Annotated in this window: 12 protein-coding genes; 8 read left to right on the top strand and 4 right to left on the bottom strand. The window is 60.6% G+C overall.

The annotated features are described in order from the left end of the window. On the top strand, window positions 1-226 hold a 226-nt coding region (locus tag AC1DWF_RS24985; protein WP_476842162.1), incomplete at its 5' end, for an IS3 family transposase. 95 nt (window positions 227-321) lie between these two features. On the opposite strand, the gene AC1DWF_RS24980 is transcribed toward AC1DWF_RS24985, so the two are convergent. Further along, window positions 322-1,728: a polysaccharide biosynthesis/export family protein gene (locus AC1DWF_RS24980; protein WP_476783766.1), complete on the bottom strand. Its 1,407-nt coding sequence runs from the start codon at window positions 1,726-1,728 to the stop codon at window positions 322-324. Window positions 1,729-1,748: 20 nt separating this feature from the next. Next, entirely contained in the window at window positions 1,749-2,621 is an 873-nt protein-coding gene (locus AC1DWF_RS24975; RefSeq protein WP_476789582.1) for a glycosyltransferase family 2 protein, read from the bottom strand. A 276-nt stretch (window positions 2,622-2,897) separates the two neighbouring features. Between AC1DWF_RS24975 and AC1DWF_RS24970 the strand changes: the two genes are divergently transcribed. Beyond that, window positions 2,898-4,130, top strand: coding sequence for a glycosyltransferase (locus tag AC1DWF_RS24970; RefSeq protein WP_476783768.1), 1,233 nt, complete (start codon window positions 2,898-2,900; stop codon window positions 4,128-4,130). Here AC1DWF_RS24970 and AC1DWF_RS24965 read toward each other — a convergent pair. Beyond that, window positions 4,120-5,238, bottom strand: coding sequence for a glycosyltransferase family 4 protein (locus tag AC1DWF_RS24965; protein WP_476842161.1), 1,119 nt, complete (start codon window positions 5,236-5,238; stop codon window positions 4,120-4,122). The genes AC1DWF_RS24970 and AC1DWF_RS24965 overlap by 11 nt on opposite strands. Before the next feature lie 248 nt (window positions 5,239-5,486). Here AC1DWF_RS24965 and AC1DWF_RS24960 point away from each other — a divergent pair, with 248 nt between their 5' ends. The 4 genes from AC1DWF_RS24960 to AC1DWF_RS24945 are packed head-to-tail and all read left to right on the top strand — an operon-like array spanning window position 5,487 to window position 10,115. Beyond that, entirely contained in the window at window positions 5,487-6,719 is a 1,233-nt protein-coding gene (locus tag AC1DWF_RS24960) for a glycosyltransferase family 4 protein (RefSeq protein ID WP_476783770.1), read from the top strand. Further along, window positions 6,719-8,092, top strand: a complete 1,374-nt coding sequence (locus tag AC1DWF_RS24955) for a polysaccharide pyruvyl transferase family protein (protein WP_476783771.1) — start codon at window positions 6,719-6,721, stop codon at window positions 8,090-8,092. Before AC1DWF_RS24960 ends, AC1DWF_RS24955 begins: the two co-directional genes overlap by 1 nt. Before the next feature lie 20 nt (window positions 8,093-8,112). Then, the gene (locus AC1DWF_RS24950; protein WP_476783772.1) at window positions 8,113-9,138 is read left to right on the top strand and encodes a glycosyltransferase family 8 protein; all 1,026 of its coding nucleotides are present in this window, start codon (window positions 8,113-8,115) and stop codon (window positions 9,136-9,138) included. Next, a complete protein-coding gene (locus tag AC1DWF_RS24945; protein WP_476783773.1) occupies window positions 9,129-10,115 on the top strand; it encodes a glycosyltransferase family 2 protein in 987 nt (328 codons plus the stop codon). Before AC1DWF_RS24950 ends, AC1DWF_RS24945 begins: the two co-directional genes overlap by 10 nt. Before the next feature lie 46 nt (window positions 10,116-10,161). On the opposite strand, the gene AC1DWF_RS24940 is transcribed toward AC1DWF_RS24945, so the two are convergent. Next, window positions 10,162-11,613 carry an oligosaccharide flippase family protein gene (locus tag AC1DWF_RS24940; RefSeq protein ID WP_476789532.1) on the bottom strand — a complete coding sequence of 484 codons (1,452 nt, stop codon included), beginning with the start codon at window positions 11,611-11,613 and terminating at the stop codon, window positions 10,162-10,164. A 247-nt stretch (window positions 11,614-11,860) separates the two neighbouring features. On the opposite strand from AC1DWF_RS24940, the gene AC1DWF_RS24935 reads away from it, so the two are divergent. Together AC1DWF_RS24935 and AC1DWF_RS24930 are read left to right on the top strand one after the other, a co-directional pair. Next, the gene (locus AC1DWF_RS24935) at window positions 11,861-13,285 is read left to right on the top strand and encodes a DUF4214 domain-containing protein (RefSeq protein ID WP_476786419.1); all 1,425 of its coding nucleotides are present in this window, start codon (window positions 11,861-11,863) and stop codon (window positions 13,283-13,285) included. Between the two features lie 31 nt (window positions 13,286-13,316). Beyond that, window positions 13,317-13,608 (top strand): apiosidase-like domain-containing protein (locus tag AC1DWF_RS24930; protein WP_476842160.1); only part of this gene is annotated, 292 nt, incomplete at its 3' end.

Here is a 13,608-nt window from a genome sequence, read left to right as displayed (position 1 = left end):
GATGAACCGGACCATTAAGGAGGCGACCGTTAGGCGTTTCTACTATGAGAGCCACGACCAACTCCGCCAGCACCTTGCCGACTTCGTCTTGGCCTACAACTTCGGCCGCAGGCTCAAGACCCTCAAAGGCCTCACGCCCTACGAATTCATCTGCAAGGCATGGCTTTCCCAGCCACAACGGTTCTCTCGCGACCCGCTCCAGCCAATGCCGGGACTAAACATCTAAGAATGATCTGCGTGGCCTGTGCTCGACGCAGACGCGCGAAATGCCCCAGAGGTGTGGCCCTCGGAGCGGCAATGACCCTTGCTGGTCAGCTTGCGTTATTGTGTRTTGGCAGTCGCAGCCGCCTGATCGGGTGCTGCTGCCCCTTGCGTGTCTAAGGGCATCGCCTGGGCGAGCGGAATCTCGGAGATGTCGCTTTCGGTCGGAAGCACAAGTCCGCCGTCCTCGAGCTTGGGCAGCGGGATTTTCACTTTGACCGTGTCGCCAGGTTCCACAATAGTCGTTTCACTGACCTCGACATCCACTGATTTGCCGTCGGCTGTTGGACGTATGATTGTGTATGTCGGTTGCGCTTCCTCMGCGCGAGTTCGAAGTGCTAGCAACCGCGGAGCGGTCACTTCCGAATCATGCAGCATCTGTACGGCGGTGTCGGCTTTGCGCGCGATCTCGTTGATCTGCCCTTGAGTTTCACGCAGCGACTCCGAAGCCTCGGTCGCGTGCTTGTTGTTGACGTCAAGGATCGAGATGTCCGCCCGGCTGACCTCCTGCCTGGCACGGAATACGGCCGTTTCCGCCGCCAGCCGATCGCTGCGGACCTGGGCAAGCGCACGTTCGAGCGCGATCTGTCTAGGCGCAGCAGAGAGCCCCTTGTCGACCAGCGTCGTCACACCGGTCAGTTCCTTCTGCACCAGCCCAATCTGCTCGTCGTAAAGCACAAGCTGTGCTTCGAGCGACGTAAGTTCCTTTCCCAGGAAGTCCTTTAGGCCGTTGAGGGCCTCCAACTGGGTCTTCATCCCGTCCTTGCGGGCGCGGAACACCAGCCGCTCCTGCTCCATGGCCAACGAGACCGAGCTGTCGCTCGCCCGGCGCGTCAGCTGCTCGGGAAAAGTAATGTCGTCGGCATTGGCCAGTTCGGACGTCAAACGGGCCTTTTTTGCCATGAGATTGGTGCCCGCAAGAGCTAGCAGGCCAAGATCGCCCCTGCCGGTAATCACTTCGCGGTCCAGCCTTGTGGTGTTGTCTTCGCGCGTGCGCAAGCCGCCGGCGATGCTGACCGCCTGCAAGACGGTAAGCCCGGGCCGATAAGGAAACTCACCTGGAGTGGTGACCTGGCCAAGGATGTAGAACGGCCTGAACTGCACAACTTCCACCGAAACGTCTGGCGGACGCCCAAGCCCCATGCGCCCCATGAGCGCCTCGCCGATCTTGATGCCGAGTGCGCCTGGTTCTGTTCCCGCGGCACTGATTTCGCCGACAAAGGGCAGCGACAGCTTGCCATTTGCACCGACGACGAACTGGTCGTTGAGCGCGGTCCATTCGAATATCTCGTCTCTAGAGGCGCGCCACTCGTAGATCTTCAGCCGGACCTTGTCCTGGGGCCCCAGCAGATATTCGGCCGCCGCGGCATGCGTTGGTCCGATGGTACCGGGCGCGAGCGACACAGCAGCAGCGAAGACACTTCTCCGCAGCCGCTGGGTGAACACCGACATTGCGGATCTCGGCATGGTTTCCACGCGACGCACTCCTAGATTCTCAGAATGTATTCGGGCTCGATGCGCCCCATCAGAATATGGGCCATCGCCAGCACATTGCCGCGCAGTCGTCCGCGCCGGTCGATGTAAGGTTCAGGCACGACGCTGCGGGCGAGATTGGCGGCGATGTTGCGCGCCATCAGCGGCACGGCAAAGGTAGCCGGAACCGTACCCTTCCTGATGAGATAGATCGGGTTGACGATCTGGGAGTAGCCGAAACGCACGCCACTGACGCGACCGGCCTTCAGGCCGAGATGGACGCCGACGATCGACGAAACGCCGACCACGCGGCCACGCGCTCTGAGCTGGCTTGTGAAGTCGATATCCTCCTGCCAGCCATAGAGCACCAGTCGCTCGTCGAAGCGGAGATTTCCGATACGTGACGCCCGGATCGACATGTTGCAGCCATAGGCGCCGACGTGATCGGCCACTTGCGGTTCGGCCGGCGGGTTTGCCTTGGCCTCATCGAGGGCGAGCAGGGCATCGTGCCAATCGTGACCTGCGTTGCGCGCACCATCCAGGATGGCGTGTCCCATGACGACGGCCCAGTCGGAATTCGCCTTGAAGGCTTTCACGACGCGATCGAGATAGTCGTCGGCAGGCACGAAATCATCGTCGAAGAAGGTGATGATATCAAAGCGCCGGGCCGCGTGGTCGAGCGCATTGTTGCGCTGGGCCGTCAGCCCCTTTTTCCCGAAGATCACCGACACCGGAAAACGATCCGAATGAATGGGTTCGACGTGGGTCGCATCGGGTGCTGAAACGATGACTTCGTCGGGCAATCTCGTCTGGCGCTCAAGATACGCCAGAAGATGCGCGAGTTGCTCGCTGCGCCCGAGCGTTGGTATCGCAACTACAAGCCTCATCTGGTGCATTCCCTTGCCGCCCTCGAAGGCGTGCCGCGGCTGTGCCAGGGCGGATTCATCCGCTGTGACCGTAGCCAGTGCCGCGCACTGCTACAGCCTGCAAAAAAGGGGCGGCATCCTCCGCATATGCACCGTTAGAGGTATGGACGGGCCCCGCCTGACGTAGGCGCCATACCTCTTGGGCTAGGAATGGACGCCACCCCGTTTGGTCAGCTTGCCGGGGTCGGGGCGTAATCGGAGACTGGTGGCATCAAGCAGTATCGGAAGAAGCCTATCATGCGCCATGAAAGCCCAACCGAGTTGGTGACGGCAACCGAACATGCCGCTGTCCCGCAGCTGCGCGTTCCGGCAGTTTCTGGCGTCGCCTCCGGCGACCGGGTCGCCATCGTCCACGACTGGTGTCCCGACTTCAGGGGCGGCGAAAGGGTCCTGGCGCAAATCTGCCGGCAGTTTCCCAATGCCGATGTTTTCACCTTGTTCGATTTTTTGCCGGCGGAGGTGAAGGAGCAATATTTTCGCGACATCGAGTTCCATACGTCCGCGGCCAATCGGCTGCCGATGGTCAAGAAGTACTACCGCTCGCTGTTTTTCCTTTGCCCATTTCTCATCGAGCAGTTCGATGTCACCGGCTACGACGTGGTGATATCATCGTCAGCCGCTTTCGCCCGCGGGGTGATCACGCGGCCCGATCAGCCGCATCTGTGTTACGTTCATAGCCCCGTTCGCTACGCATGGGACGAACAGTTCTCCTATCTCGAACAGGGCAAGCTCGGTTTCGGACCCAAAGGCATGCTGTATCGCTACATGCTGCATCGGCTGAGGGAATGGGACACCCGCACCGCGCATGGTCCGGACCTGATGCTGGCGAACTCGAACTATGTGCGGTCGCGGATCAAGCACATCTATGGCCGCGACTCGCGCGTGGTATTCCCGCCGGTTTCGCTGGGCGAACTCGATTTCGTCGCCGACAAGGACGACTACTACGTCTCGGCGTCGTTCCTCGCGCCCTACAAGCGTACAGATCTCGTCATCCAGGCGTTCAACGAGATGCCGTCGCGCCGCCTCGTCATTGTCGGCGAGGGTCAGCAATCGTCGCGCCTAAGGGCGCTGGCCGGACCAAACATCAGCTTCGCCGGTTTCCTGCCCAGGCGGGAATATGTGCGAACGATCGCCGAGGCGCGGGCAATGGTCTTTGCCGGATGCGAGGATTTCGGCATAGCGCTTGCCGAGGCCCAGGCCTGCGGCACGCCGTTGATTGCCTTTGGACGCGGCGGTGCCACTGACATCGTGCAGCGCCTGGGCGTCGCCAACGCGCCGACAGGGGTACTGTTCGGCAAGCAGACGGTTGCCGCCCTGAAGGAAGCTGTCGCTTACTTCGATGATAACCGGGCATCGGTCACCGCCACGGCCTGTCGCCAAAACAGCGAACGGTTCTCGGAAGAGCGTTTCGATCGGGAATTCCTGGACGCGGTCGGTAACGTCCAGTCGCTTCACGCAGTCATTGCGTGAATTGCCGCTTGGCCGCATTTGCAGGGGCTTGCTGCTCCAGCATCGCCAACAGATAAAGCTCCGCCGATGCTTCCCAACGATAATGCGATATTCTTGCGCGACCGCGCTCGATCATATCCTGCCTGAGCGTCGGCGACGCCCGAAGCTCCATGAAACGGTCGAACCAGGCGTCGGCGTCGTCGGGTGACGCATAGAGCGCCGCATCGCCGCAGATTTCCGGCAGGCTGGCACGGTCCGAGATCACCACCGGGCAACCTACCACCATGGCTTCCAGCGGCGGCAGCCCGAAACCCTCGGTAAAGGACGGAAAGGCAAGGCACATGGAGTCGCGCAAGAGTGCTGCCAGCTCTCCGTCCGAAAGCCGCCCGAGCCAGAAGACATTGGCTGTTTCGCCATGCGCGGGCAGCTTGAAGACACGCGGATCTGAAATGCCCGCCACAGCAATCCGGAAGCCCGCGGCATGAAGCCTGTCGGCCATGCCGAGGATGAGTTGGGCATTCTTGTGGGGCGCGGTACTGCCAAGCAGGACGATCGTGTCGGGACCGGCCGCCATTTCGGTCTTGAGCGAATGCTGGGCCTGCCATCTGGCGGCGTGCTCATGACCGTTCGAGGCAACGAAGATCTTGTTTGCCGGGCAAATCTGGTGGCGGACCAATTCGCCAGCCGAATAATGCGAAACAGTCGAGACGCACTCGGCGYTGCGGCCAAGGGCAGGCATTAGCGAGTGATAGAGCGCACGAAATGAAGGCGAGTAGCTCTGCGGGTAGTTCCTGGTGTTGAGATCGTGGATGCAGACGATGTGTTTGCTCGCCAGAACCGGGCCCGTATTGCACAGGCTGAGCAGGCCGCCACGCACATTGGCAGGCAATATGGCCTGTTCCCAAGGGTGACCGCCAAACCTGCCGATGGTCCGCGTTCGGATGGCCGACAAAGGGAGGTCGAAGATCGCATCCGGCGGTACAAGCAATTCGAGGTTGAGGTGGTGCGCGATACCGGGATGCCGCGCGAGCAGCCTGTCCATGGCGCAGACGATCTCGCGTGCATAGCGCTGCACACCGGTCATCTGCTGAGCGAGGAAGCGGCCGTTGATGGCCCAGTGCCGTCTCAAGTCGACCTCCTGTCGCGATGCGTTGTCAGATTGGCATCTTGCCGTGGCCGGTGTGGACCGTCATTTCGTCCATTGGGTCGCAGGTCCCGAATGGCTTCAACCAATCGTCGCCGCAACTCACCCAGATGCTATCCGAAGGGGGAGGCGTCTACCTCCAACGTGTAAAAGTCCGCCATGGCCGCGCGGTGCTAGGGTCTTGTCGTATCCATGCGGCGATGCGGGGCCGCCGATCCGGAAAGACGCCGACAATGGGCAGCCCAGAAATCCCAGTCACGCAGCGATCGCTGCTCGAAAACGGCAACGTGATCGCTTTGCCATTGCGCCCGACATCCGCAGGCGAAACGGTTCGGACTGCTCCACGTATCAGGCGCTGGAGCATCAATGGCGATTTTGTCACGCTCAATCCCAACGGCGTGGCCCGCTATGCCCGCGAGGTCACCTCAGCACTCGACGCCTTGATCGCGGAAGGCCATCCGCTTGCGCGCGGCCTCGACGTCGACCTCATCGTGCCCCGGGAAACGCAACTGCAGCTGAGCGCGATCGGCGTGCGGCTCGTTCCCGAATATAGCCGCCCGCGCCTGCCGCAATTTTGGGTGCAGGCGCAATTGCCCCGGCATGTGCGTGGCGGGCTCTTGAGCTTCTGCAACCTCGCTCCGATCTCGGTCAAGCGGCAGATCGCGTGCATCCATGATCTGCATACCCGGCTGATGCCGGAGAGCTACGGGCTTCTGTTTCGGTGGGCGCATCGACTGGTCCTGCCAGCCCTTGGGCGCCGCGCCGCGCATATCACGACAGTCTCACAGCTCTCCCGCGGGCATCTCGCCGCCTGCGGCATAGCCGACTCCAACAAGATAACCGTCACCTACAACGGCGCGGATCATGCTGCGCGCTGGGATGCGGGCAGATCAAAGCTGCAGCCGGTTTCCGACCGGCCCTATGTCTTGTGCCTGGGGCGCGACCAGAAATACAAGAACATCGAGCTGCTCGTTCGTCTGGCACCGCTGCTCGATGCGATGGGCCTCGACCTATGGATGGCGGGAGATGCCGGCGAAGCTGTCGTTTCCAGATTTGCGTCGCCAATACCTAAAAATCTTCGCCTTTTGGGGCGGATAAGCGATGACGACTTCAAGAAGGCACTATCGGGCGCGCTGTGCTTCCTTTTTCCCTCGCGTATCGAAGGTTTCGGTTTGCCGGCGGTTGAGGCCATGGCATCGGGATGTCCGGTCGTGGCCTCCACGGCACCTTGCCTGCCGGAAGTCTGCGGTGATGCCGCCCTTTACGCCGACCCCGATGATCTCAGCGATTGGGCAGATGCGATCGGCAGACTGCGGTTCAGACCGGAACTGCGGCGGAGCCTTGTCGAGGCGGGTTTCGCGCAGGCCGGGCGTTACACCTGGCGCGGTATCGCCGAGATCTATCTCAAGCTCATGGCTGAGGTCGATATGGCGGACGCAAGGCCACCGGCTAGAGGAACACACTGATGGCCGGTGACAATGGGCGGGCGCGTGGCGCTTATTTCGGCGGTGTTCCGACCGGTTTCCGCGAGGAATTGAGCGAGTACCGGACAATGCCTACCGAAGCTGCGGAGCTTGTGCTCGTGCCAGGGGAGCCGGGTACGGAGCACGCACCCAACGACATGGTAAAAATCGCCAAGCCTCTCCGCATCGCGCTGTTGGGCCAGTTCGGCGTCGGAAACTTCGGCAATGACGGCTCGCTCGAAGCCATGGTCGGCTCTCTGAGGCGGGTATGCCCTGATGCCGAATTATGCGTGATCTGCACGGAACCGGACGTCGTCGAACGAAGCTTCGGTATCAAAACCATCAAGCTGACGCGTCCGAGTATTACAGCCCCTTGGATCGACCGGCTGAACCGCCTATTCGGCCGCGTACCTTACAAGCTGCTTGGCCCCATCCGTGCCTTCCACCTGCTGCGCGGGTTCGATGTCGTGGTCCTACCGGGCACCGGGGCATTCGACGATTTCGGCGATACGCCCTTCGGCATGCCTTACGTGTTCTGGAAATGGATGTTCATGGCCCGCTTGCGAGGCTGTGCCGTCGCCTTCGTCAGCATCGGTGCCGGACCTGCCTATCACCGCCTCAGCCGCCTCTTTTTCTCCGGGGCGTCACGCTGCGCGACATATCGTTCCTTCCGCGATGGGATATCGCACGACTTCACCACCTCGCTTGGCGTCGACACCAGCGCGGACCGGGTCTTTCCTGATCTTGCCTTCAGCCTGCCGGTACCTCGGCCAGCCGAGCGCAAACTGAGCACGCCAATCATCATCGGCCTGGGTGTGATGAACTACCGTGGGCGCACGGGCGAGGGCACTCAGATTTACGATCGCTATGTCGCCAAGCTCGCCGAATTCACGACATACGCCCTGTCACGCGGCTTCGCTGTCAGATTGATGCTGGGGCAAGACAACGACCTTGTAGCCGTGGACGACCTTGTCGACCGCATACGGACGGGCGTGACAGATGAAGAACTGGCGCGCGTCATCTATGAGCCGTCCAATTCGCTGCACGACGTCATGGCGCAGATGCAGGCCACTGACGTGATCGTTGCGACACGTTTCCACAATGTGGTGTGCGCGCTGCGCGTCGGGATGCCGCTGATCTCGCTGGGCTATCTCGAAAAGCACGATGCGCTAGCCGAGGAGATGGGGCTGTCGGACTACTGCGCCGACGTCGAGCAATTCTCCGTGGCTTGGCTGATCTCAAGTCTTGAACGGTTGCTTGAGGAAAAGGACGCCCGCGCTGCTCGGGTAAGAGAAACGGTGCAGCGTTATGTACGAAAGCTTGCGGCCCAGGAAAGCCTGCTCGGCAATCAGGTTTTCGATCCGCTGAGACGATAACGAAACGTAGGCAAGACAACATGCCTTTTGACGCGGACAAATTCAGCAACGGCGGCGGCCGGCATGCGGGGCGGATCGCCATCGCCTATGTCACGGATCGAAATTACCATGACATGACGCTCTATGCCTTAGCTTCGGTTGCCATGTTCCACCGCAAGCCGGTCGACTTTTTCCTGTTTCAGCACGAGTACGCAGCGGCCGTGACGGCGCGATATCGCTCAGTGATCGAAGCGTATGGCCATAGCCTGACGATCGAGGAAGCGCCGCCCTATGATACGGCATATTCGATGACCGTCAGCAAGCATCTTACACATGCGGCATTCTTTCGAGTGTCGGCGATTGAAAAGCTTGCGCACAGCTACGAATACGTCCTCTATCTGGATGGTGATACGCTGGCTTTTGGTGACCTGCGCTGCGATGAACTCGCGGGCTTTTCCGAAATCGCCGCCGCTTGCCTGGATCTGTCGGTCTCGACCGGTTTCGACGACCCCGGCTTTGCCGACAATTGCAGGCACAACGCCGTCACCCCAGAATATTTCAACTCGGGTGTGATGATGATCAACAGCAGGAAGTGGCTTGAGGCCCAGGCGCTCGACCGCTTTACCGAGCACCTTCATCAGCACGCCCACGCCTGTGTCTATCTCACTCACTGCACGACAAACGATCAGTGCGCGTTCAATCTCACTCTGGGCGGCGCCTACAAGCGGCTGCCGGTGACCTACAACGTGCAGAAGTCCGCGTTTCAGACGCGCGCATGGGCCGATGCCCTGCTTCGGCATTATACGGGGGTGATCAAGTTCGTGCCTGTCCGCTCCTGGCGCTGCGACCGCAAGGAGTACCGCCTCCTTCGCCGCATCAGCGGCGAGACGGGCCTGGCATTGCCCGTCCGGTTTTTTGACTTCGGGTTCAGCTACTCCCTCAATGCCCTTCGCCGCCGCCGGACGGTGGCGAGCTACGACAGCGCCATTGAGGAAATCGAGCATCGAATGGCCAGGCAGCGGGCGATTCCGCCTGACAAGCCAAGGGGAGCGCATTTATGGCACTGATCGACATCGTCATTCCGAATTATTGCTATGCGCGATACCTGCCGCAGTGCGTGCAAAGCATCACCAGTCAGGGTGTGGACGACATTCGAATCCTGATTGTCGACAACGCATCCACTGACAACAGTGTCGAGGTGGCGCGGGATCTGGCAAGCCGCGACAATCGGATTGTCGTGGTCGCGCGCGAGAAGAACCTCGGCCACCATGCTTCCTTCAACTACGGCGTCGACTGGGCAGCGGCAAAATACTTCGTGCTGCTTTGCGCCGACGATCTGCTCGTCGATGGCTGTTTCAAGCGCTCCCTGTCAGTCCTTGAGGCCCACCCCGACGTTTCCTTCGCCGCCGGATCCGAACTCGTCTGGCACGAGGAGGCGGATCCATTGCCGAACATCGCGAGCACCGACGACGCGGCGTGGCGGTTCTTGTCGACCGAAGAATTCACCCTTGCAAGGTCACTACCCAGCGAGGTGCTGTTCGGTGGCGGCGCAGCGCTGGTGCGAACCGAGGACCTTAAGCGCGTCGGGCATTTCAGGACTGACGTGCCCTTCAACGAAGATCTGGAAATGTTCCTTCGCCTGTCCTTGAATCGCAAGGCTGCATTGACCGATGCCGTGCACGGGATAAGGCGCGTGCATGGTGGAAATGTCTCTTCGATCTTCTGGCGCGACTTCAAGCGTGATCTCGTCGAAAGAAAGCTGACTTTCGACAGCTTCTTCACCCGCGACGCCGGATCGATGCCGGGCGTGGACAGATTGCGTCAGCGCGTTCACCGCAATATCGGCAAGCGCGCCTACTGGTCCGCCTTGTCTCATATCGCGCGTGGYCAGCGAGAGGCGGGGGTCGAATTGCTCAAGTTTGCGTTCGAGCTTTCGCCGCGCTTCGTGCTTCTTCCGCCGGTCGACTACCTGTTGCGCATGGGCAATCCTGTGGGACATATCCGGACGCGCCTGGCGGAAGCCTTTGCGGGGCGCAGCGCATGACGTGACGGACGCAGCCGAGCGCCACGGCCGTCGGCGGTTCGGCATCTCACGGATGCTGGACCGCGATGCGTCGCAGGGGAAGGGTCTTCAGCAGTTCGTCAAGCAAGGGATGGCGGGTCGACCAGAGGCCCAGGAGCCAGCCCGGCGCAGCCAGACAGCCAGCGATAATTCCTTGCCAAATGGACAAGTCGAGCCGAAATCCTGTGGCTACGATCACCATGACCGGGCCGGCCGCCGTCGCGGCGGTGACAAGGCTGCTGCGCCACAAGGCCGTACAAACATCTGCCCAGCTCATGGAAATCCGGCGGCAGACGATGTGCAGCGAAACGAAGGCTTGAAACGGGATCGCCAGCATCAGGCTCCACGCGACAGCATGAAGGCTTATGAAACTGGCGATGGCAACGATCGCAGCAGAGATGGGAAAGACGATGAGAGCCCGGCGAAAGATGTCACTGACGGCACCGGTCGAGACAAGCACGGGATAGTTCAGCTCGAAGCTGAAGCTGAACAAAGTGGCGATCGCCATGATCTGAACCAGGGGAACCACGGCCAGCCATTGGTGGCCGAGCAGAATGTCGACCACCGGATAGGCAAGCAAGGCGATGGTGATGAGGGCCGGCCATTGCAAGGCGGTCACCAATTCGAGCGCCTTGAGGTAGGGCCCCTTCAGGCTGCGGCCTTGTCTCGCCTCGGTCGCGAACGCCGGTAGGATCACTGGCATCGCCCCTCCGAGGATCAGCTTGTCCGGCAACTGGCAGATCATGGCGCTCCGGCTCAGCAGGCCGGCGGCGTCAGGCGAAATCATCCGGCCGAGCAGCAGGTAGGGCAGCGCCTCATATGTCCTGAGCAGCACGACGGTGGCGCCGTTGTATCCGCCGAAGGCGATCATATCGCGCCAATGGCGGAATGATGGCTTGAACATCCAGAAGTGCGGGCAAAACGAGAGGGCAAGCAGGCCCATGACGCTGGCGGAAGCCAGCCACGCCCAGGCAAAGCTCATATAGCTGAAGCCCAGAAGCGCCAGCGTGATGGTCGCCACGGCACTGGTTGCCGTTCCGGCTATGTTGATGGTCACAACCTTTCCGAAACCCATGTCGCGGCGCAATAGCGTCGACACCTGCATCGAGATCAATTCCAGGAAGAGGCTGGCCGAGATCACACGAAGGTAGGGAACCAGTTTTTCTTCGCCATAGGCCGATGCCAGATGTGGAGCGGCAAGGGCAAGTGCGGTGCTGACTGCAATGGTCAGGATCAGCATCACCGTGAATGCGCCGCGGATTTCTTCCGGTGACAGTTCGCCCCGTTGAATAAGGAAGCTGCCGCTGGCGAACTCCCTGACCGACATGACAATGCCGACGATCGCCATGCCGATCACCGATACGCCGATTTCGCTTGGCGAAAGGATGCGGGAGACGATGGCAACCGTTACGAAGTTAGCGACGAGGGCAAAGTAGCGGTCGCCAGTGCTCAGCAGAAGCGCGCGCTGTATTCCTGACATCAGGCCTAGATCTCCCGACCGCGAACGGGAAGCTCAAATTGGTGACAATTCGGCTCCTGAACAGTTTTGCTCGGAAAGGCGCTAGCTTGTCATGCCGGCCAAAGGGGTGGGTTTAGCCGTCAAAAGGCGTAAAGCCCCCGGTTGCTCCCCCAATACGGTCGGGTTGCGGAGCAGTCTGCTGAATGTAGCATGGCAAGCGGACAACGAGAGCAAGACTGCTGTGTACAGGTCCTTGGCAATCGGAATTGTGTCTCTCCTGGCGACATCAGGTGTCGCCTCGGCCGACCTCCTGTGGGGTGTCAACGGCCATCCCTTGAATGCATATCCCGGCGTCAGCATCGAGCGCCAGCTCAACTACCTGAAGGACCTCGGGATGAAGTCCTACCGCGTCAACATTTCAGGCTTGGAGGCAGCGGACGATCTCGCTGCATTGGTGAGCGCTGGAAAGCAACGCGGAATAGAAATCCTGCCGGTCATCACCCCCGGTCATATTGATCTCGACAAGGACAGCGCGAGCGAACTCTATGAAAAGGCACGGACCCTGGCGCTCGGCCTCGGCTCCCGGTTCAAGGCCGACATCCGGGTCTGGGAGCTGGGCAACGAAATGGAGAATTACGCCATCATCAAGCCTTGTGAAAAGCGCGACGATGGCAGCCAGTATCCCTGCTTTTGGGGTGCCGCGGGCGGTGTCGACGCCCGGGACTATTATGGTCCCCGATGGGTGAAAGTGAGTGCGGTCCTGAAGGGACTTTCGGTTGGAATGACTGAAGCAGACCCCACCATCCGCAAGGCGATGGGCACGGCCGGTTGGGGGCATACCGGTGCGTTCGAGCGTATGCAGCAAGACGGCATCAAATGGGACATCACCGTCTGGCACATGTACGGGGACGACCCCGAATGGGCCTTTGGGAAGCTTGCCCGCTACAATCTGCCCATCTGGGTCACCGAGTTCAACAATCCCTATGGCAGTCAGCGCGGCGACAAGCTGCAAGCCGATGGCCTGAAGCGAACCATGGTCCGGCTGCGGGAATTGCAGGGCAAATACCGGATTGAGGCGGCCCATATCTACGAGCTTTTAGACGAGACCTATTGGGCCCCGGATTTCGAGGCTTACATGGGATTGGTGCGCCTGAATGGCAGTGCCGAGAGCGGCTGGAAGGTGGGCGAAGCCAAACCGAGCTATAATGTGGTGAGAGAGCTAATCCGCGGAATCCGCCCACCATTTCTGCCAGGCCGAGTTTGCGATCTTCAGTCAGTCCAGGCTGCCAACCCCATTCCTGTCCGGCAAGTGCGCTTCGGATATTGCCTGATGCTGGGCCGAGGTAATGGTGGGGCCGAGCTGGAGCAGTGGGCCGGCGAACTCGAAAATGGCAAAGCCAGCTATGTGGACATGATGATGTCCATACTCCGCTCCGACGAATTCAACGACCGCTACGAGACGCTTGCCATGTCGGACCGCGCTTATGTCGGGTTTCTCTATCAATTGCTCGTAGGACGCCAGGGCGATACCTACGGTGTGGATAGCTACGTTCAGCAACTGCAGACCGGTCTGATGACCCGCGAAGGCATAGCGCTGGGCATGATGATGTCGAGCGAATTCGCCGACAAATATGCCGCCCAATTGGGCGGGAATCGTGATGCACGCGCCACAGGCACCCAGCCTCCCGGCTAGCGAATTCAACCTCCGGGCGAAGGAGAGGCACATGACGCGTGCGGCACAGTTGAGGCCAAGCGGTTGGCTGTACCTATTCAATTGCCTGTTTCTCACCCTTTGTCTGTCGGTGGCGATGAGCTTGTCAGCGCATGCCTGTGAAATTCCCGCGTCCGACGCGGCCTTTCCGCTTCAGGTCCAGCCCGGCAAGCGCTACCTCGTCGACGCCCATGGCCAACCCTTTTTTATGCAAGGTGACTCGCCTTGGTCATTGATCACTCAACTGACCAAGGAGGACGCTGACCTTTATCTCCGCGATCGCAAGGCCCGCGGGTTCAATACGC

Source organism: Aminobacter sp. P4_D5, assembly GCF_056401815.1.
Note: the sequence above shows the minus strand (reverse complement) of the source record. Positions and strands in the feature narration are given on the sequence as shown.